12 protein-coding genes are annotated in these 22,508 nt (G+C 46.1%); 5 read left to right on the top strand and 7 right to left on the bottom strand.

All coding sequences use genetic code 11. From position 1 onward, the window contains the following. Positions 1–49 precede the first annotated feature (49 nt). The 4 genes from H141_RS0110380 to H141_RS0110365 form a co-directional block, all read right to left on the bottom strand. The gene (locus tag H141_RS0110380) at positions 50–2,869 is read right to left on the bottom strand and encodes an EAL domain-containing protein (RefSeq protein ID WP_019676201.1); all 2,820 of its coding nucleotides are present in this window, start codon (positions 2,867–2,869) and stop codon (positions 50–52) included. 282 nt (positions 2,870–3,151) lie between these two features. Continuing rightward, entirely contained in the window at positions 3,152–3,547 is a 396-nt protein-coding gene (locus H141_RS0110375; protein WP_019676200.1) for a GntR family transcriptional regulator, read from the bottom strand. Continuing rightward, the gene (locus H141_RS0110370; protein WP_019676199.1) at positions 3,540–4,826 is read right to left on the bottom strand and encodes a hypothetical protein; all 1,287 of its coding nucleotides are present in this window, start codon (positions 4,824–4,826) and stop codon (positions 3,540–3,542) included. The genes H141_RS0110375 and H141_RS0110370 overlap by 8 nt, the downstream gene beginning before the upstream one ends. Next, the gene (locus tag H141_RS0110365; protein WP_019676198.1) at positions 4,816–5,694 is read right to left on the bottom strand and encodes an ABC transporter ATP-binding protein; all 879 of its coding nucleotides are present in this window, start codon (positions 5,692–5,694) and stop codon (positions 4,816–4,818) included. Before H141_RS0110365 ends, H141_RS0110370 begins: the two co-directional genes overlap by 11 nt. 195 nt (positions 5,695–5,889) lie before the next feature. Between H141_RS0110365 and H141_RS0110360 the strand changes: the two genes are divergently transcribed. The 3 genes from H141_RS0110360 to glmS all read left to right on the top strand — a co-directional run bounded on the left by H141_RS0110360 (position 5,890) and on the right by glmS (position 9,457). Beyond that, the gene (locus H141_RS0110360) at positions 5,890–6,450 is read left to right on the top strand and encodes a YceB family lipoprotein (protein ID WP_019676197.1); all 561 of its coding nucleotides are present in this window, start codon (positions 5,890–5,892) and stop codon (positions 6,448–6,450) included. A 364-nt stretch (positions 6,451–6,814) separates the two neighbouring features. Then, positions 6,815–7,582, top strand: coding sequence for a DeoR/GlpR family DNA-binding transcription regulator (locus H141_RS0110350; RefSeq protein ID WP_019676196.1), 768 nt, complete (start codon positions 6,815–6,817; stop codon positions 7,580–7,582). Between the two features lie 45 nt (positions 7,583–7,627). Next, positions 7,628–9,457: a glutamine--fructose-6-phosphate transaminase (isomerizing) gene (glmS, locus tag H141_RS0110345; RefSeq protein ID WP_019676195.1), complete on the top strand. Its 1,830-nt coding sequence runs from the start codon at positions 7,628–7,630 to the stop codon at positions 9,455–9,457. A 123-nt stretch (positions 9,458–9,580) separates the two neighbouring features. Here the strand turns inward: glmS and H141_RS0110340 are convergent, their stop codons facing one another. Further along, positions 9,581–10,717 (bottom strand): Fic family protein, encoded by a 1,137-nt coding sequence (locus H141_RS0110340; protein WP_240473118.1) that lies wholly within the window; start codon positions 10,715–10,717, stop codon positions 9,581–9,583. Positions 10,718–11,164: 447 nt separating this feature from the next. Between H141_RS0110340 and H141_RS0110330 the strand changes: the two genes are divergently transcribed. Then, a complete protein-coding gene (locus tag H141_RS0110330) occupies positions 11,165–13,801 on the top strand; it encodes a glycoside hydrolase family 16 protein (protein ID WP_205620374.1) in 2,637 nt (878 codons plus the stop codon). A gap of 25 nt (positions 13,802–13,826) precedes the next feature. After that, positions 13,827–16,838, top strand: coding sequence for a TonB-dependent receptor (locus tag H141_RS0110325; protein ID WP_026349377.1), 3,012 nt, complete (start codon positions 13,827–13,829; stop codon positions 16,836–16,838). Positions 16,839–17,259: 421 nt separating this feature from the next. On the opposite strand, the gene H141_RS20925 is transcribed toward H141_RS0110325, so the two are convergent. After that, positions 17,260–19,812, bottom strand: coding sequence for a TonB-dependent receptor (locus H141_RS20925; protein ID WP_019676189.1), 2,553 nt, complete (start codon positions 19,810–19,812; stop codon positions 17,260–17,262). A 63-nt stretch (positions 19,813–19,875) separates the two neighbouring features. Further along, a complete protein-coding gene (locus H141_RS0110315) occupies positions 19,876–22,377 on the bottom strand; it encodes a bifunctional diguanylate cyclase/phosphodiesterase (RefSeq protein ID WP_019676188.1) in 2,502 nt (833 codons plus the stop codon). Positions 22,378–22,508: the final 131 nt, after the last annotated feature.

The following is a 22,508-nucleotide window of genomic DNA, read 5'->3' as shown; positions in this document are numbered from 1 at the left end:
TGCTACTGCTCTCTGCTGTTACTTAGTGTAGGGTCAGGCAAAGTTCAACTTATTGCTTTGCATCAATTAAATTTATTTTTTCCGACATCAGCTCAGGTAATGGTGCTGGCTTGCCAAACAGGTAACCCTGAAACAGAGCGCAGCCCATTTCAGCCAGTGCCTCAAATTGTTGCTGTTGCTCAACGCCTTCAGCTACCACTGTTAGACCCAGCGTTTCAGCCATCGCTATAATGGTAAGTACAATGGCGCGATCGGTCTTTTCTATCAGAAATTCTTTAACAAATGACTGGTCAATTTTCAGCACATGTATAGGCAGATTTTTTAAATAAGATAATGACGAATAGCCGGTACCAAAATCGTCCAGTGAAAATGTGACACCTATATCACTAAGGGCCAGTAACTTTTTACGTGTCGCTACCAGATCATCATGTAGCATGCTCTCGGTAATTTCCAGCTCCAATAAGTTAGCCTGAATACCGGTATCTTTTATGATTTGCTTAACAGTATCGACAAAATCCTTTTGCACCAACTGGCGTTGGCTAACGTTGACAGCAATAACTAACCGGCTTCCCTGATCCATAAAGTATTTAATTTGCAGACAGGCGGTTTTCAGTACCCATGTGCCAATATCAATAATCAGTCCAGAGCTCTCTGCTAACGGGATAAAAAGATCCGGCGAAACCATACCTTGCTCTGGATGATGCCAACGAATCAAAGCTTCATAGCCTGCTAATTGCCGTACACTATTAACTTTGGGTTGGTAATACAGCGAGAATTGCTGCTCTGTTAACGCTAGTTTTAATTCATGTTCCAGCTTTTGTCGCTGTCGCAACTGCTGCTGCATTTGTTGTTCAAAGAAGTAGAGTTGATCACGGCCATGTTCTTTTGAGTGGTACATAGCCAAATCAGCTGACGACATTAACTCATCTATACCTTTACTATTGTTATTAAACAGGGCAACGCCAATGCTGGCGGTTATTTGGTAATGATGACCCTTCAACACAAAGGGCAGGCGTATTTCCGCTAATAATTTATTGCCGAGAATCTCAGCGTCTGCGGCTGCTGTTACCGGATCTGCGGTTTGCAACCTGGCCAGCAAGATAAACTCGTCACCACCAGGCCGGGCCAGGGTATCGGTAGCGCGAATACTTAACTGCAGCCGCTCTGCCAACTGGCGCAGTAAGTCGTCACCAAATGAATGGCCAAAGCTGTCATTAAGCCGTTTAAAGTGATCTAAGTCGATAAACAGTAAGGCTGCGAAGTCGCCGCTACGCTGGCACTCAAGCTGTGCCTCCTTAATTTTCTCCAGCAGTAAACGCCTATTTGGTAAGTGCGTTAAGGGATCATAAAATGCTAACCGGTGGATGCGTTGCTGATCTGCCTTGGCTTTACTGATATCGTTAAAACTGGCGATGTAATGGGTAACCAGGCCTTCATTATTTTTCAGGGCATTAATCACAACATGTTCAGGATAAACTTGTCCATTTTTTCGTCGGTTGTAAATCTCGCCACTCCAGACATCATACTGCTCCAGCATTTGCATCATATGTTGGTAAAAAGACGGATCGTGCAGGCCAGAACTAAGCACCGATGGCTTCTGACCAATAACTTCGGCTTCGTTGTACCCGGTAATCTCGGTAAAGGTCGGGTTTACCCGGATAATACGCCGCTCTGCATCAGTAATCATGATGGCTTCGCGGGTGTGAAATGCCAGAGCATTAAGCTGCTCTGTCGCCTGCATATTTTTTTGTGCGGTAATGTCCCTTACGGCCAGGATAAAGTGTGGTATGACGTTGTTATCTGTTTTTACTGCAGCAATAACCTGAAACCAGCTTGGGTCAGCATCCTGCTCAATTGTCAGGGCATATTGATGGGCATCTGAGCAGCCCTGATGACTGTAGGCTTCGTTTATCGCTTTTTGCATGGCTTTCGCCACGTTATCCGGCAGCACTTCGGTAGCTGTTTTGCCAATAAACAGATCGGGGCTAAGATAAAGTTTGCTATCGGGTCTGGAATGAACGCGATGAAAGCGTCCTTCAAGATCAACATCAAATAAAATATCAGGTACCGCAGCCAGGGTAGCTGAAAGCTCCGCTTTCGATTGCAGCATCTGCGCAAAAGGCGCTGCCAGCGTTTCAAAAACCAGAGCCCGGTATAAAAATAAATACGACAAGAGTTTCAGGGCATGGCCTAAAATATTAAAGCTGTCACTGAATTTGCCATACAAGGTGAAATAAAACTCGCTCAGGATCATAGTAACAACAGCAGCAAACAGCGCTGGTGTATGAAAAGGCCGCTGATGCCCGCGGTAATGTAAAATAAAAAATACTGTTATCAGGTTGATAAAGATAACCACATATTCAGCAATAATTTTTGCTTTAGTCAGGCCAACACCATCAATATAAAATACCGGTAAGGTATTGGGGTGATTAACAAACCAATAATTCAGACTAATTACTGTGGCTATCGCTGCTAAAAGTATCTTGTAGTAAGTGGTTAAGCCGGTACTTTTGTCGGCAACAGGTAAAACAGCAAAACACAGGGCAAATGCGGCAATTAACCGTGCTGCCAGCCAAAAGTTAATAGCTTTTTGTTGGTCGTTAACAGTGAAATAATCAGGCATGCCCTGATAAGACAGCAGGTGCGCCAGATCTAACCAGAAAATAGTAAAAAATGAACAAGCTAAAACCACTCCCCGCAGGGTCATGTTTACCAGTGCTTGCTCACGGATAATAGCAAAAATCATTGCCGCAATAACAATAGCTAAAATCTCAAGTACGGTATGTAACGGCAGATAAGCCTGATGGCTTAGTTCAGGTAGATCGATATTCAGCAGTAAAGGTAAGAACGTTATCAGAATCAACGCCATTAGAAACAACACCAGCTTGACCTGTGACTGGGATAAGGCTTTTGTTGTCAAAGAGGCTTGATTTAGCATGCATTCGTTCTAAATAAATTAGAAAATACTCATTGTAGAATACCCGCTTTGACTGTATTTTCAAGCAGCTTTAACCAGTTGTTTGTTTCAGAATAACTTGTTGAATAATTTCAGGTTCAGGTAAATGCTGCTCAGCCCGGTTTTTTAAACTTACTGATTTTCAGCTTAAGATGTTTCACGTGAAGCATACTTTACTTTGCTGTTTGCTATGTCCTAGCGTTTCGGGGTGGTATCAGACATCCGTTCAAATAATTCACAAAGCGCTGTTAATACCCTTTTTTTTGGTAGCTGCAGCTGCCGGGCGGCCATTGCCAGTTGCTCCAGTTGTGGCAACAGCTGTTGCAACCTGCTGTGTTCAGTTTGCGCAGGCGAAGCCTGGGTTGCAACTGTCATCAGTTTACCACGCTGGCGCTCTAACACCCCCTCGGCTTCAAGCAGGCTATAGGCTTTGGAGATGGTCATCGGGTTTACCGCATACTGCGAAGCAAGCTCCCGGACTGATGGTAGCTCATCACCGGCTTTTAACTGGCCGCCGGCCACCATTCGTTTAATTTGGCCGGTAAGCTGGCGGTAAATAGGTTCGCCACTGCTCGGGTTGATACTAAACATGGCGCCTCCTGAGCCTGAACCCGCCTTTTGTAAAGTCGAGTTTTGACCAGCGTTTAAAAGCGATGAAACGCACTATTAAGCTTATTAGAAGTAGGGCTATTGCTATTTCCAGTTGTAGCGACTGCTTTGATAAATAAAGCCAATGTGACATTGAGCTGTACAATACAAAACCGCTGGCAATTGCTACTGTGTTGTTGTTGAAAAAACATAAAAAAGAATATGTTAGAAATACTAACGTGCTGAGAGTCAGGATTGCAGATGCTGCAAAATTCGGATTAGCTGGCTGCCACAGGTACAGCAGCGCTAATATCGGCACGCTAAATATAACTAACTGGAGTGAGAAGTAACGCTCGATGTAGTTAAACATATACTGGCGTGACACTGGGATCTGTAGCCAGCTTAACTTGAGCCTGCTGACCGTAATTGAGACGGTGTAATACCAATAAAATAATGGCATTGTAAAATAAAAATCCTCTAAAATTTGCCAGCCGTTATCGGGCATCCATAGCCATTGTCTGGTTAAGCAGTAGTTAATTACACTGTTAGTTAAGGGTAATGTGAAGCAAGCACTACTGAAAATTACTAACCGTGATGTCAGACTTGCATTATTTTGAAACAACAAACTATTTGCTAACGAAGAATGATTACGCGGTATCGGTCGGAGCCAAAAACGCCAGCTGTTATTTGTTTTGCTTCGAGCACCATGTGACGAACTTATATGGAAAGTTACAAGGTACAGCAACGCGGTAATTGCTAGCACCAGATATACTTCTATTGCATAGGGCCCAGACAGCTGAATCAACCAGCCGGGATTAACTTGTAGTACTATTATCGACAATACAAGCCAGAAATAGCGTTGTTCGGCCCTAACAATAAATACCAAAATATGTAAGACGGCGTGACTGAACAATAACAGTGCCAGTATTTCTGCGAAGGGCAAATTAGCATATTGCAGAAAACCCGGTAGGGTTAACAATGTCAGCAGAATTACAAATACCGCAGGCACGCTTGCCCGCAAGTACGAGCTGAAAAAAAACCGTCCGTAATGGCTTTTCAGCAGTGAACCTGCGGCAGGTAAAACCCGCAAGTAATAGTATGTAAAAAGGAAAAAATTAGCGGCAACGGAATAGGAAGGTACTGCTACACCAATCAACCAAAAAAAGGCGATAAAAAGCCAACAGAAAAAATCAGTTTCACGCAATATTAATAAACGATAAAACTGAACAAGAACCGGTAAAGATAATTTTGATGTCATTGCAGGCTCATCCTTAGCATTCATGCAACTCCAGGAAAATATCTTCCAGGTTAAGCTGCTCGACCCGGATGTTTGCTTGCAGTTGCTCCTCAAGCAACGTCAGCTCTGTATTCTGCCAGTGTTGTACTGTTATTGTGGCGCTTGTTCCCTGTACCCGCTGACGCAAAATATTGGGTAATGTCAGTGGATTGGGTAATAGCGTTGCGGCATTGATATGCAGCCGCACTACCGACTCTTTCAGAGTGTCGAGTTCGCCTTGCCAGGCAAGCTGATGGTCTTTTAACAACCACACTTTATTAGCAACCCGTTCCATATCAAACACGATATGCGAGGAAAAAATAATGACACTTTGTTGATCAGCTGCGATATTAACCAGCTCGGTTAAAAACTGGCGCCGGGCAATAGGGTCCAGGCTGGCAACCGGTTCATCCAGCACCAGTAGTTGCGGTTTATGGCAAAGCGCCAGGATAATTGCCAGCTTCTGCCGCGAACCAACAGATAAGGTGCTAATGCGGGTGTATAACGGAATTTCCCAGCTGTGACAAAGCCGGTCACATAATGCCTGGTCCCAGCTGGGTTGAAAGCGGGCAAACAGTTGTAAATGCTCGTAAGCGTTCAACTGCGCCAGTAACTCATCCTGTTGTGGCACAAAGCCGATCAGCTGTTTTTCCCTGGCATCTATTTCGGTAGTGGGCGTGCCAAACAATCGCACCTCGCCTTGCTCTGGTATCGCAAAACCAAGAAGTGTTTCCAGTAAGGTGGTTTTACCGGCGCCATTTTTTCCCAGTAAGGCGATAACATCACCTTGCTGCGCGCTGGTAGTTATATTCTGCAGCACCGGCTGCTCGTTATAACGGCGGTGCAGCCGGGTGATCTCAATAATATCGGGCATATCCCTATCTCGACGACAAACTGTATTAATACACTAATGCAGTTAGCTCTGAGATACAAGTTGGTTTTAAACAAAAATAACAAAATAGTCACAATGCAGTTTTGTGATAATGGCTTAACAACTCCTTATTCAGGTTATACTAAGTTACAACGGTTAAGGTGTTAGCCGGATAATTTGGTTTTACAGGAAAAGCGTATGCGTAGTGTTCTGAGTTTAATGTTTATATTGTTGCTAGCCAGCTGTGCTCAGCTTAGCTCGTTATCTACTTATAATGTCAGCGAAGCGGATTTAGAGCAGATGCTAAGCTCACAGCTACCTAAACTAACACGCCAGGCCAATGTGGCAGGTATTCCGCTGAAAATGGCAGTGGAGAAAATGCAGGTTGATATCGGCCCCGATAACAGTGATCTGGTGCGGATTAATACCGATGCGTCAGCTGTATTGTCGTTATTTGGTTTAAGTTACCCGGCTAATTTGCAGCTACAAATTGAGGGCGCGCCTTATTATGACGCTACTGAAAAGGCTATTTTTATCCGCTCGGTGAAATTGCTGGATAGCAGTATTGAAGCAGCCGGTTATCGTGGCAATTTAGCGCCGGTAAGCAATGAACTGCTGCAGCTGGTAAATGGTTATCTGGCGTCGAACCCGGTGTACCGGCTTGACCAAACCAACCCCACCATTAAATTGCTGACCTCAATGCCGTTAAATATGGCCGTGCAGGACGGCAAGCTGGCGTTTAGCCCCAGCAGCCGGTAGTAAAGTGCAGTAAATACCTGTTTAGCAGCACTCTGGTTGCTGCGAACTGGACTGCCAGCTTTAGAGCGGCTGCCAAGCCGTATTTAAAAAAAGGGGCAGCGTTAGCTACCCCAAAGTGCAAGACAAGTAAAACAACGACCAGAGGCGGCCTGTCCCGGGCCAGTCTGTGTCAGTCCGTGACGGCAAGAACTATAAACCAGCAACACTTTAAATGCAAACGATTATCATTAAGAATTTGGCTGTTTTAAAGGTTTTTTTGCGGTAATTTACAGCAGCATCTTGCAATTAAGCACCAGATCTCTAGAATATCTTTCGGTTTGAAACTTAATCGAAAGATTTTGTCGAAAGAAAATAAGCGAAGCCAATGAATAAACGTAATACCCAACAGCGGCGCCATCTGATTGTTAGCCAATTACAACAGCAGGGCGAGTTGTCAGTCGAGCAGTTGGCTGAGCAGTTTCAGACTTCAGAAGTGACTATTCGCAAAGACCTGACAGTGCTGGAGCAGGCAGGATTATTATTGCGTCGCTATGGTGGTGCCGTACCGGTACCGCAGGACTTTATTGCCGATTCCAGCTTCGAGAAAGTTTCAAAGCGAAAACTGGCCATCGCCAAAGCCGCGGCCGGGCTGATTAAAGACCATTACCGGATTATTATTGATAGCGGCCGCACTACGGCTGCTTTATTGCCAGAGCTGGCCAGTAAACAAGGCCTGGTGGTGATGACTAACTCACTGGGCATTGCCAATGCCCTGCGCGAGCTGGAAAATGAGCCCACTTTGCTGATGACCGGCGGTACCTGGGATCCGCAATCGGAAGCCTTTCAGGGCCAGCTGGCAGAACAAGTGCTGCGCGCCTACGATTTTGATCAGTTGTTTATTGGCGCTGATGGTGTCGATTTGACGCGCGGCACTACAACTTATAATGAGCTGTACAGTTTAAGCCGGGTAATGGCCGAAAGCGCCCGCGAAGTGATAGTAATGCTGGAATCTGACAAGCTGGGGCGAAAAATCCACAATCTGGAACTCCCCTGGGCCATGATAAAAGTATTGGTTAGCGACGATGGCTTAAGTGACGATGCCGCAGCCAGCATAACCGAACAAGGTGTAAAGGTAATCAGGGTTGCGCCCTGATCAATTCCCCTGCAATTAAATTTAACGGACTAATGGAGAGAGAATATGTGTGGAATAGTCGGCGCTGTGGCGCAACGTGATGTCGTGGATATTCTGGTTGAAGGCTTGCGCCGCCTCGAGTACCGCGGTTACGATTCTGCCGGGGTAGCAGTGGTTAACGCCAGTGGCGAGCTGACCCGGCTGCGTCGTTTAGGCAAAGTAAAAGAGTTAGCCGACGCAGTAGCGGCTACGCCGGCCACCGGCGGCACCGGTATCGCCCACACCCGCTGGGCCACACATGGCGAGCCAAGCGAGCGTAATGCCCACCCGCATCTTTCCAGCAATATTACTGTGGTACATAACGGCATTATCGAAAACCACAGCCCGCTGCGCGACGATCTGAAAGCCAAAGGCTATGTATTTACTTCTGACACCGATACTGAAGTTATTGCTCACCTGGTAGAGGAAGAGTTAAAAAGCGCCGGTTCTTTGTTAGCGGCCGTGCAAAAAACAGTAAAACAGCTGCATGGCGCCTATGGCACTGTGTTGCTGGATAAAACTGACCCGAGTCGGGTAGTGGTAGCCCGCTCAGGCAGCCCGCTGGTGATTGGCCTGGGCATTGGTGAGAACTTTATCGCTTCTGATCAACTGGCATTGTTGCCGGTTACCCGCCGTTTTATCTTTTTAGAAGAAGGTGATGTGGCAGAAATTACCCGCCACAGCGTCAGTATTTTCGATAGCAACGGCAACGCCGTTGAGCGCGAAGTGCATGAGTCTAATGTCAGTTATGATGCTGGCGATAAAGGCCAGTACCGTCACTTTATGCTAAAGGAAATTTACGAACAGCCGCATGCCATCAACAACACCCTGGAAGGCCGCTTAAGCCGGGATTCGGTGCTGGACGAAACCTTTGGTAACGGCGCCGCCGAGCTGTTTAAAAAAGTTAAGCATGTGCAGATTGTTGCCTGCGGTACCAGTTATCATTCCGGTATGGTGGCGCGCTACTGGTTAGAATCATTGGGTGGCATTTCCTGTAATGTCGAAATTGCCTCAGAGTTTCGCTACCGCAAATCGTTCGTGCAGCCGAACAGCCTGCTGGTCAGTATTTCCCAGTCCGGTGAAACCGCCGATACCTTAGCCGCGTTGCGGCTGGCCAAAGAAGCCGGTTATGTTGGCAGCTTAACCATTTGTAATGTGGCGGGCTCATCCCTGGTGCGCGAATCAGACTTAGCCTTTATGACCCGCGCCGGCGCCGAAATTGGTGTGGCGTCGACCAAAGCCTTTATCACTCAGTTAGTGGGGCTGGCCATGCTAACCCTGGCCATTGGTAAATATAATGGTTTAACTGATGCGCAGCAGCGCGAGCTGACAGAAGCCCTGCAAAGCTTACCGGGTAAACTGGAGCAAACGCTGGCGCTGGCGCCGCAAATTGAAGCGCTGGCCGAAGAATTTGCCGACAAGCACCATGCACTGTTTTTAGGCCGTGGCGATCAATACCCTATCGCCATGGAGGGTGCGTTAAAACTCAAAGAAATTTCCTACATTCACGCTGAAGCCTACGCCGCAGGCGAGCTTAAGCACGGCCCGCTGGCGCTGATTGATGCCCAGATGCCGATTATTGTAGTGGCGCCAAATAACGACCTGTTAGAGAAGCTGAAGTCGAACGTCGAAGAAGTGCGGGCCCGCGGCGGCATTTTATACGTGTTCGCTGATGCTGATGCCAGGTTCCAGTCAGACGCTACCATGCGGGTAATTAACGTGCCCCACGTCGCCGACATTTTGGCTCCCATCGTCTACACCCTGCCGTTGCAGTTACTCAGCTACTACGTTGCCATTATTAAAGGCACCGATGTAGACCAGCCACGTAATCTGGCAAAATCGGTTACGGTGGAATAAGGTACTGTAATAACGTTAAAGGCCATCAACAGTATATTGTGATGGCCTTTTTATCTGTTGAGTTTGGAGGTTTTTAAGAGCCTGCTTTCAGTTTGAAATTTGGCTCTAAGCGCTGCATGGTGGTTAAGCATGCAGCATCAGTAAACTATACAGCAGATGGTTAATGTAATAGTTACTGCGGCCAATTTTTTCTTTGTGCAGAAAACCATGCTGGACAAGTTCTTCTAAATACTTAGTTGCGGTAATGCGGGATACTCCAAGGTCAATCATTACGAACTCAATTTTAGTATACGGATGGTTGAACACATTGTTCAGCAACTCCTGACGATAAATTTTGGGTAGCTCGTCCCGGATTCGGTGTTTGTAGGTTTCCATCAGGGTTTTTATTTCAGTGATCAGCGAAATGGTATTAATTGCAGTATCTATTACACCATCAAGCATATAGATCAGCCATGACTCCCAATCACCAGTTTCGCGCAGTTGCTGTAATTGCGCGTAATAAGCTGCTTTGTCACGAATCATAAATCTACTTAGGTACAAAACCGGCAGGTTTAGTAGTTCTTTGGCCACCAGATACAAAATGTTCAGGATCCGGCCTGTGCGGCCATTACCGTCGTAGAATGGATGTATGCTTTCAAACTGGTGATGGATAATCGCCATTTTTACCAGCGGGTCAGCATCACAGAGTTCATCATTGTTAATGTATTCGATAAGGTTGTGCATTAACCCAGCTATGGTTTCTGCATGCTGTGGTGGCGTATAAATGATTTCTCCTGTGTGGGCGTTTTTGAGATCTGTTCCCGGCAGTTTGCGTAAACCTGCCTGGTTTCTCTCCAGATTTTCCTGCACTTGCAATATATCGGTCAGTCGAATTAGTTTTTGCCGTCTAACAGTTTGAAAACCTTCTTTTAAGGCAAACACATAGTCCTGCACCTCTTTGGCGGCAGGGTTGGTAACCGCATCTGTAAACAGATTGGCTTTATATAATTCATCGTGAGTGGTGATGATGTTTTCTATTTCTGAGCTGTCTTTTGCTTCTTGCAAACTTAGCGTGTTGATCAGTATGGCTTCGTTGGGGATACTCGCAGCAACACCTTTCAGTTCGGCTAGATAACGATGCGCTTCTGCTGTCTTCTTTAATACCGCGCGGGTTTCCCATTGTTCAATGCTTGGTAGTGGCAGTGCTGCTAATACGTAGGACATGCAAAGTTCCCGGTGATTTTTATATATATGTTGATACAGTATGTATAAAAAATTCAAAAAACTATACACATTGAGGCGGATATGTATAAATTTATTGATTTCCTATATCTGAAAAGCTGAAACGTACAGGAAAGCCATTTTAGTGAACAAGTAAGGATATTGTACATGAGACTTGCCGGCATACTCGTGTCATCAACTTAACGCAAGACCAGCCACGTAATCTGGCAAAATCGGTTACTGTCGAATAAGCTGCACCAAAAGTTAGCAAAGGGCCTGAGGGCCCTTTTTTATTTGTGCATGCTTATTGCTTGAAACTTAATAAAAAAGTCATTTAGTTGACATAACCTGCCCTGCTTTGGTTCGGCTTTTTGTCGCAGCGCTATTGACGGCTGAAATTTAATCATCTACCTTTTGTAAGCGCTTACATTTTTGTGTTGCAGATACCTTTATTGGTGTTGGCGTTTCAGTCAGCAGGTAGCAAAGACCCAGGGGATGATAATTAAAATGAAACATATTTCAACGTTAACCGCCTTACTAATGGCGGCAGGCCTGGCCGGTTGTGGTGGCGATACTGCCACTAATACCGATTTAACCGCGGTTAACCCAACCGCGCCGGTAAGTGACTGGCAACTGGTTTGGAGTGACGAGTTTGATGGCACCAGCATCGACAACAGAAAGTGGACGCATGAAGTAAATTGCGCCGGTGGCGGTAATAATGAAAAACAATGCTATACCGACAGCCCGGAAAACTCTTTTGTATCAGACGGCACTCTGAAGATCGTAGCGTTACCTGCAGCAGAAGGCGCTCCTTTGCCTTATACTTCGGCCCGGCTGAATACCAAATACCAGGGCGATTTTAAATATGGCCGCTTTGAAATGCGGGCCAAATTGCCCTCGGGTCAGGGTAGCTGGCCGGCGTTCTGGATGCTGCCTACTGATGAAGTGTATGGCGGCTGGCCGAAATCGGGTGAAATCGACATTGTCGAAGCAGTTAACCTGAAAGTGGTTGGTGAAGATAGCGTGGCAGAAGCCAATGTCCACGGCACTATCCATTATGGTCGCGACTGGCCGAATAACGCCAGCTCAGGCAAGGCCTATTTGTTGCCAGAGGGTGTTAACCCTGCTGATGATTTCCATACCTATGCTATTGAGTGGAATGAAGGCGAAATTCGCTGGTATGTTGACGATTATCTGTATCAGACTCAAATGGCGTCTAAAGTGCGCTTTAACAGCCGCGGCGAAGCGGTGGGCCTCAGTCACCGGGGCTGGTTTGCTGAGTATTATAATATTGTCACCGGCGCACTGGAAACGCAGTGGAATAACGCGCCATTTGACCAGCGCTTCCACTTATTGCTGAATCTGGCAGTTGGCGGTAACTGGCCGGAGAATGTCAACAACCTGGGAATTGACGCTGCTGCTTTTGCTGATGGCCAGACTTACGAAATTGATTATGTCCGGGTATACCAATGCGGCCAGGATTTAGACAGCGGCAAAGGTTGTGAGACGGTGCGTGCCGGCTATAAAGATGAAGAAACTCTGGTCACAGGCGAAGCCCCGATCCCGTCGCCACCTTCTACCGATGTTGCCCAGAATCTGACGATTTTTGCTGACACGCCTAACCCGAACTGGCCTGCCTGGGATTGCTGTGGTGGCTCTACCCCTGCTCTGCTTGAAGTTGAGGGCCGTGGTAATGTGTACGAGTTTGTTGTTAATGCTCAGCCTACCGTAAATGGCTTTATTACCCGCTCAGCTTTTATTACTGATCCGGCAGGTGTGGCCAGCCCGTTTGACGCCTCACCCTTAATTGAAAATGGCAGTATCAGCTTTGATATGCAGGTAGTGTCTGCGCCATCTAACCCCGGTTCAAGCTGGATGTTTAAAGTAGAAAGCAATGAAAACACCACCTTCGCCGAACTGCCTATTACCGCCAGTAGCGAGGGCATTGCGCCAGTTACCGGTCAATGGCAAACCTATACTTTCCCGCTTCAAATGCTGGCCGATGCCGGCCTGGATTTATCAGCTATCGATGTTGTCATGATTTTCCCAGCCTGGGATACCGGTAATGGTGCGGTTTATCGGGTAGACAACGTAAAAATTGCGCAGCCTGATGGTGCCTCGCCCGAGCTGACTATTTTTACCGATGGCCAGAACCCGGCCTGGCCTATGTGGGATTGTTGTGGCGGTTCAACTCCGGTTGAAGCAATGGATGACGAAGCACATGGCCTGACCGCCGAGTTCACTATTGGCGCTTCTCCAACCGTTATGGGCTTTATTAACCGTGCGCCAGATGGTTCTGGTGAGCCGTTTGATGCATCAGCCTTGCTGGCTGAGGGCGTAGTGCAGTTTGAAATGAAAGTGGTAGCAGCACCGGCTAACCCGGATTCGAGCTGGATGTTTAAAATTGAAGCAGATAACGCGGCTTCTGCTGTAGAACTGCCGCTCAGTGCTGGCAATGCCGGAAATGAGCCTGTTACCGGTGAGTGGGCCACTTATACCTTCAGCATTCAAAGCTTGTCAGATGCCGGCCTTGATATCAGTGCCATTGATGTGTTGATGGTATTTCCTGCCTGGGGTACTGGCGAGGGCGCGATATACCGGCTGGATAATGTCAGGATCTATAACCCTAATGCCCAGAATGCCGGCTTGTTAACGCTGTTCCGGGACGACGTTAACCCGGACTGGACTCTGTGGGATTGTTGTGCCGGCTCTACGCCGCAGGTTGTTGATGCAGGTGCTCCTTACGGTAACGTCGCGCAGTTTTCAGTATTGGGCTCGCCAGAAACCGTACAGGGCTTTTTAGCCAACCCGGGCGTATCTTTTGACGCTACGCCACTGCTGGCCAATGGCAGTGTAAGTTTTGACATGCGGGTAGTAGATGCCCCTGCCAATCCGGATTCAAGCTGGCTATTTAAAATCGAGTCCTCTGGTGCTGCCAGTGCGGTAGAGCTGCCGTTAGCGGCGGGTAACAACGACCAGACACCGGTAACCGGCGAATGGCAACGTTACAGCTTTCCGTTACAAAGCCTGTTTGACGCTGGCTTAGATATCAGCGACATCAGTGTAATTATGGTATTCCCAGCCTGGGGTACTGGCACGGGTGCGGTGTATCAAATTGATAACGCTGAAATTTCTAATAACTAATCAGTGCGACGAGAGTAAAACCATTATGAAACCAATATTATTTAATAAAAGCCGGGTTGCCATTGCGGTATCAGTCGTACTGACAGCCGGCCTGCTCATGCCGGTGCAGGCGCAGGAAGCGGAACAAGAGCCAGAACAGGCGCAGGACGTCAATATTGAGATTGTTCAGGTAAAGGGGATTCGTGGTAGTTTAGCGCGTTCGATGGACGTGAAACGCGAAGCCTCGGGCGTGGTGGATGCCATTTCAGCAGAGGAAATGGGTAAGTTTCCCGACACTAACCTGGCTGAATCGTTGCAGCGTATTACCGGGGTATCGGTTAGTCGGGCAAACGGTGAAGGCAGTCAGATTACTGTCAGGGGCTTTGGTCCTGAATTCAACCTGGTTACCCTCAATGGTCGTCAGATGGCCGGAACAGGTTTTTCACGGTCGTTTAACTTTGAAAACTTATCTTCCGAGGGAGTCAGTGCGTTAGAGGTATACAAAACCGCCCGAGCAGATGTGCCAACAGGTGGCCTGGGCGCAACGGTCAATATTGTTACTGCTAAACCTCTGCAAAATCCGGGAGAGCGTTACTCCTTTATGGCGAAGGGCCTGCATGACTCCTCGAATAAAGCCGGTGACGACCTGACGCCTGAATTTGCGGGTATTTACAGCAATACCTTTATGGATGACCGTTTTGGCGTTACCGCTAACTTTTCCTTCCACCGCAGAGACTTCCAGCGGCAGTCTGCAAATATCCGCTCCTGGCAGTTAAACCCGTCCTTGTCAGTGGATGCGTCGGATGTTGTGGATGGCCGGCCGATGGATGCCAACGGCGAGGTCATTCCCCGTTTCTGGGCACCTGATGCCAACGGCGATTTACAGCCTGTTACCGCAGCATTCTTTCCTCAGGAAATCAGTTTCGCCCGCGATGATATTCAACGTGAGCGAACCAATGGTCAGGTGACCTTTCAGTTTGCGGCAACGGATGATGTGATCCTGACGCTGGATCACACCATTTCCAATGCGGTGACCGGCAATAACTCGCTGTCGTGGGGCGTGTGGAACGGTTCCTTTGGTGGCAATGCTAATGCCTATGAGTTAGATGAAAATGGCACGGCCATTTATTACAACTCATCCGGCGATGATGGCTCTTTTACCGGTTTCAGGGAGACTGGCGAAGTCGACTCAAAAGCTACTGGTTTTAACGTCGCATGGGCGTTTTCTGATTCATTAAACTTCAGCTTTGATGCCCATACGTCCAAAACCACCACAGACAATGGCAAGGATAAGGGATTAGGGGCACAGGCACGGGTCATTCTGGGGTCGGCTGCTCTGTTATCTAAGGAGTATTTTTTCCGCGAGGGTGATATTCCAGGCTACAACATCAGCTGGCAAAATGGCTCCAATGAACTCAGCCCGAGTGAAATAGGATCGAACTTCAGCATCTTCACCCGTACCCCGGGTGAATCAGAAGTTACTCAGTATCAGTTTGGCGGGGATTGGCTGCCCGATCTTGGTTATGGCCTGATGGGTGTTTCATTCGGTGCGGCTTACACCAAGCAATCTCTTAGCGGGTCTGGTGGCTCCAATAACGCCAACGCGCCGGGATTCAACAACGGCACCTTTGCCGAAATTTTCCCGGATAGCATGTTTGAACGTGTTGACTTGAGTGACTTTCTGAATCAATTTGCCTTCGGACCAGATGGGGTATCCCCCGGGTATGCTTATACCTTTGATATCGATGAAGCCATCATCCGGCAAATGGCCTTCCTCACACAGGATGTGCTGGGCGCTGATGCTTACGAGATTGGCACATTCGGGCCGGAGATGTTCCCGGTGAATCGCATCGAAGAAGAAACGCTCAGCCTTTATGTTTCAACGGAGTGGGAATTTGAAGTCAAAGGTTACTATGTCGATGTGAACCTCGGTTTACGCTATGAAGAAACCGACATTGTCAGCCCGGCTCGGAGCCGCGTGCCTGAGTATGTCTATTGGGCCGGAGGGTCAGAGTGGCTGACGCAGTTCGCCAGTGGCGGTGAACTGGTAGAGGTCGAGTTCACCGGCAACTATGACTTACTGCTGCCCATGTTTGACGTGAAAGTCGATATCACCGAAGACTGGGTTGGACGTTTCTCGGCAGGCAAAACCATTACCCGGCCCACCCTGGGGCAGATGCTTGGCAACCTTAGTCTGACACCTTCACCCAAGATAGGCGCCAGAAGTGGCAGCCGCGGCAACCCTAATCTGAAACCATTTGAATCAACCAACCTGGACCTCTCGCTGGAATATTACTACGGCGATGCAAGTTATGCGGCCATAGGCCTGTTTTGGAAAGACGTTGACGATTGGATCGATAACTCACAAGTCACCACAACCTTCGAGGGCTTGCATGACGTTTATCAGGGCCAGCGTTGGAATAATGCGGTTGCGGCCATTCAGGCTCGTGGCGAGCAGGCTACCGATGCAGCCATTTACAACGAGATTGTTGCCAATGGTGTGGGTATAGGTGAAAACAACCGTGTGTTACCGGATCCTGCTACCGATCCGTTGATTTCGTGGACAATCAATTCTCCTGAAAACGTCGGTGCCAGAAAAGTAAACGGCCTGGAATTTGCGGTTCAGCACGTGTTTGGCGACAGTGGTTTCGGCACGGGAATCAACGGCACCCTGGTGGACGGTGATGTGGAGTACGATAATTTCGTGCTGGCGGCACAGGCGATTCTGCCCGGTCTGAGTAACTCGGCCAACTGGCAGGTATTCTACGAGAAAGAAGGCTGGTCGGTCCGGTTAACGGCCGCATGGCGTGACGAATATCTGGCGGGACAGGGCCAGCCAGACACAACTGATGCGCCGCCTAATTATGTTGAAGAATACTTACAGTGGGATCTAAGCGTTAACTACGACGTTAATGAAAACCTGACCGTATTCTTCGAAGGTATTAACCTGACCAATGAAACCGAGCGCAGCTTTGGCCGGTTCGAACGGCAGTTCTTAAGTGCTGCGCAATATGGGCCAAGGTACGCCATTGGTGTCAGATACACCATGGGCAATTGATCATACTGTAATACCCTCCCTGTTGTAACTCCGGTTTAGTGCCCGCATGCGGGCACTTTTTTTGCGCTGATTTTGTATATTGCACTGATATTTATATTGATAATTAGGGTTAGATTAAAATTAAATCGGCTCTTGCCACCCTGTCGACCGTCCCCTCTGCCCCATTTGCTGCCGCCGTCCCGATAAATCCGCAACTTCCTGTTTAAACCTGTCATTACCCAGCGCCATACCACTTTTCGTCGCACTTCAAATATCACACAACAAGGCTGCACTCACTTCGCCTTCGAACATATCACGTTAGGCTTGTTGCCGCTCAGCTTCAGCCAAAGCCAGATAACAAGGATGTGGCTACTTACCAAGTGCATTAATCAGACTTTGTTTTTGAAGTGGCCGAGTGCCGATCTACCTCTCGTTTTATTTTTCAAAAAAAGGTCATTTCGAATGTTAAACCGAATGTTCTGGTGGTGCCTGGATAAGCGGCTACCATTTCATTATTTTTAACGACACTAGAGACATAATATTCGTCAGTTAGATTTTTGATCCAAAAATATGCCCGCCAATCTCCCGCCTTGCTTTCGAAGCCTAACCTTGCATTTGCTATAAAATAATCAGGTTGAGTAAAGCGATCATCGTACAAATATGGCTCGGCTGGAATGAATACTTCTACCGGGCTGCCAATGAAATCTGCCACTGGGCTAGTTTGACTGACATTAGCTTTGAAATCAGCATTAAACTGACTACTAAAGGCCCCTTCAACAGCAACAAACATGCTGTATTCTTTTTGCAAATTCCATTCATATTTTGCTAAAAGATTAGCTTGATAGCTTGATGTATAGGGTAAGGGTGAGCCTGCAAAATCCAGCGACTGGCCCAGCTGGTTAAAGCCATTGCCGCTGGTTACTTCTGAATCAATATAACTGGCTGTAGCACCAATAAATAACCTGTTTGTTGCAAACCATTGCAAGTCCAACTCAACGCCCCGTATATAAGATTCATCGATATTACCCAGGGTAAAAGCCGTTCTAAATACCGGAATAGTTTTTTTGGTCAGCAGTTGCTTGTCTTTATAATCGTAGTAAAAAGCAGCGAGGTTGAGTTGTGCTGTATTCTCTGCCAGCGAGGCTTTAATACCTAATTCAAAAGCGTCTAACTGCTCCTGCACAACCGGATCGAGTTGGTTGGCCACAATAGCGGCTAAAGAAGGGTAACTGCCGGCTTTAAATCCTCGATTGTACGAAGCATAAACCGATATGGCGGGCGACCATTGGTAATTTGCGGCAAAACGCCATGACAGAGAATCTTCTTTTAATGAGTCTTCTATGTTACCAACTCGTTGGCCTGGTTGGCCAAAGTCTATAACCGTCACGCAACCTTTCACTGTACCGCCAGAATCGTTTCCGCCGAAAAAAAACTGGTTAAATAATGCCAATCCTGCACCGTCTAAATCTTCTGTGCAACCATCGTATTTGGCAACATCATACGAATAGCGCAAACCAAAGGTGTAGGTTAACTTGTCATTGTAATGCCAATCAACACTGGTGAAAGCCGAACGTGTTGATGTTTCCTGCACCACAACATTACGTAATTTATTAAAGCCAAATCCCAGTGCCGGCAATATATTTACGTTTGTCGCTAACCCCCAATCCTGTGTTGTACGGTAGTCCACTTTGCTGTTGCTTAAATAGACGCCGGCAATCCAGACATGGCGTGGCAGCTCTTTTATAAACCTGAACTCTTGCGAGAATGAGTCAATTTCACCCTGCTGAAAAACATAGTCTGATGTGACATATTCTTCATCCGCTATAAAGGCGTAATCTCCATGTAAATGGCCTTCATAGAAATCTTGGTATATCCCATTAAAAACAGTGTCCAACGAGCCGCCGGTTAAATTCCGAATATATCCTGCGCTAACGCCTGCGGCGCCGCCTCTTTCGTATTCAGAGCCGTTGTCTTCAAATCGATGCAAACCGGTTAATGACACAAATCGCAACGTGTCCGAATATGCATGCTGAACATTTAGCGATAAGGAATACATGTTATGCGCCAGTGCCGGCGTTCTATCTGCCGTCCAATCTGCTGCGCGAATGTCACGGCGATTGCCAGGAAAAAACTGTGGATTTGTTACGGGATCTAGTATTGGGCCAAAAACATCAAAAGAGCCATTGATCGCATTGCCTGCTTTTGCTGCTATATATTCTATCGCTTGAGGAGCAAGTGTTTCTGATCTATCGCTGTTGTAATTTACCGCAATGTGCGCAGTTGTTTTACCGTTAACAGTCCAGTCAAAACTCACTCTGGCAGCGAGCCGGTCTTTTTCACCCAGTCTGTCATCTCTGGATACACTTTGTTGCCAGCCTTCGCCCGAGTAAATTGCCCGTATTGCTAAACGTGCATTTAAATTCTCCGTTAAGGCGCCAGTGACAAAGCCTTCTGTACTAAGCGATCGAAAACTGCCCACACTGGCAATGACACCGGTTTCAAAACTCTCTGTAGGTTTTGCAGCAATATAGTTAATCGCACCTGCGGTAGCATTACGGCCAAACAACGTACCTTGTGGTCCTTTTAAAATCTCCACTCTGGCCAGGTCAAGGTTCGCTGCTTTGGTCATAATAGGAAAAGGAATGGTGATTTCATCAATATAGATGCCGACTGTAGAGGTTGCTTGTGCACTTGACTCGTTAAAGCCAACGCCCCTTAACGTATATACCGGTGGTCCAAAAGCAGTATCGCTATAGTTGAAGCCCGGTACTACCATTGCCAGATCGGTAGTATCTTCAACACCTAATTCTTGTAACTGCTTATCATTAAAGGCAGATATGGCCATCGGAATTTCACTGATCGCTTGGCTACGTTTTTGAGCAGTAACTTCGATGACTTCAATTGTGGAAATATCACTTTGCGCTTCAGCTTTAGCTGTTTCAGCGGCAAACAACACAAACAGCGCAAGCGGGTGCAGATTAAATTTTGCCGTCATACACAGCGTCCAAGTCTATTAGTCTATTGGCAATTGTAGCTGATAATAAACGTACTCTGCCCACTAATCACAACTAACATTACAAGATTGATATTTAGCGATTAAGTCGTTGAAGGGAAGTGGCTTGTCAAAATAATAACCCTGAATAAGATCGCAATGGAATTGGGTAAGTCTGTCTAATTGTGCCTTAGTTTCTACACCCTCTGCCACCACGGTAAAATCGCAAAAGCCCCCAATGGCGATGATCGTTTTTACCAGTGATTCACTCTGGTGATTCGTTAGAAACTTATCTATGAAAGTACGATCTATTTTTATTTCGTTGATTGGCAGGTTACTTAAGTAGCTTAACGAGGAATAACCGGTACCAAAATCATCTAACGACAATTTAAAATTTTTCTCTCTGAGCTCAAGCAGAATAGGCAGCACTACTGATAAATCTGTAATGAGGACATTCTCGGTGATTTCCAGGGTTATAAATTGCCGATCAAATGCAAGATCTTCGCTAGCCTGAACCACACTCTCGACAAAGTTAGGCTCTAGTAGCTGTTTTGGCGAAATATTAATAGAAAGATTCAGTTTAAAGGCGTTGTTGATGTTAAACGAATTGATATCGAATAGTGCTTTATAAATGACATAATCGCCTAACGCATTAATTGTACCGCTGTTTTCTGCGATTGGGATAAACTCAGCAGGCGACACAACCCCCAATTTTTTGCTATGCCAACGTGTAAGCGCCTCAACGCCAACAATGTTTCCGGTTTTCGCACAAATTTGTGGCTGATAAACAATACTAATCTCTTCATTTAGCAGTGCCGTTCGTAATTCAGTTTCTATCGCAAAAGCTCTCTTTACGGCTTCATCGACACTGCCATTAAAAAACAATGCCCTTCCTTTCGCCGAAGATTTTGACTTATAAAGCGCGATGTCTGCTTTGCTAATCAACTGTTCTGCTTTGCTACCATCTTTTGGATAAACTGATACACCAATACTACAGGTAGAATAAAATGATTTACCTGCGACTTCGAATTTCTGGTGAAAAATAGACAGTATTTCTCTAACTTTATTTTCTGCCTCGCCTAAACTTTCAATGTCAGGGCAGCAAAAAATAAATTCATCCCCGCCAAATCGAGCAACAGAATCTTTAGCACCCTTAACTTTATGAAATAACTCGCCCATCAGCTTTAGAAATTCATCTCCTATTGAATGCCCATAAGAGTCGTTTATTTTTTTAAAATCATCAAGATCAACAAATATTACAGCTAACAAGTTATTATTTTTGCGAGACAGATTAATCCCTTGGAAAATATGATCTTCTAGCAACACCCTGTTAGGCAACCTGGTCAGTGAGTCGTGCAAAGCCTGATATTGCATCTGCACTTTAACTTTATTCAACTCATCAAAATCATTATTAATTTTATCTTCATAACTCATAAAACTCTTTGAAAGCTTTTTCGTAAAATATAATGAAATAATGATAAACAACATTGCAACAAGTACGCTTAACCACAACAGTTCAAATAATTGTTTTTGGTTTTCCTGTAGTATTTCTGATTCCCGTTTATTAAGCGGATCTTCAATTTCGCTCTCATAGAAGCCCATGCCTAGAGCCCATTCCCACTCTGGAACACCACGAATAAAGCTAGTTTTACTCTCCGGTTTTCCGGTTAATGGTTTGAACTGGCTAAAGTAGCTAACAAAGCCTCCGCCTTGTTGTGCAGTAGAAATGATAGTTTTTCCTGTTTCCCGTATCAGCGGATTTTGATGGTTATACAAATTGCTATGCTGAAATTCTTTATCAAAATGGGCTAATACAATGCCACTATAGTCATAGAGAAAAGCATAACCGTTGTCTCCAAACCTTATATTTGAGATGTTATCTATAACAGTATTTTTTATGTCATTTTCTACATCAGCAATGTACTCCCCAGTGCCAATAAACCAGTCGTAAGGTTCGAAATGTTTACCAAATCCTATTTTTTTAAACTCTACGTTTTTATTCTCTGGCTTTACAAACCACCAGGTGTAGTAAGTTTCACCATTCTTTTTAGCTAAACTGCCCATATCACGAACAATGTAATTTCCTCTAACATCCTGCAAGCCAATCTGTTGAGTACCTTCCATGGACGGAATAACAGGATGCATAATGCTTTCGCCATTCGTCTTATAAATGAAAAAATAACCACGCCCATTGTTAAAACGAATGTCTCGCAAAGCAGATTTAATTAGCTTAGTAACAACCTGCTCTGATTTATCGCTATTTTCTTTGAAAATATTCATTGATATTGTATGAGCGGTGTATATTTGATGCTTTATATCTTCTTTTAAAATCAACTCCGTTCGACTTTTTTCATAATCTATTTGTTGCACAAGTTGCTCTACCTGTGCTTTAACCATGCTTTTTCTTGATGAAACGAAGTCGTCACGAAGTGTTTGTAAATCGTTTTCCAGTTTCATCTGATTATTATTAACAACAACAAATATGAACATGACAGCAAACGCAGTTACTAGAAGCGGTGGCACAACATTAAGTAAACGTAAAAGTTTTACGTTATGCGCAATTTTCATAAATAACGCCTGTCAATTTGCACGTAAATAGTGCCATTTATAACCGATTTAGTCGCGAGTATTTGGTCGGCTTTTATCTATATCAATGAGTATTCACTATTATTGCAGTGTGTTCCAGTCTGCCTGAAACC

The sequence above is a fragment of the Arsukibacterium perlucidum DSM 18276 genome (assembly GCF_000382165.1).
GTDB classification, from domain to species: Bacteria; Pseudomonadota; Gammaproteobacteria; order Enterobacterales; family Alteromonadaceae; genus Alishewanella; species Alishewanella perlucidum.
This window is presented reverse-complemented; position numbering and strand designations above follow the sequence as displayed.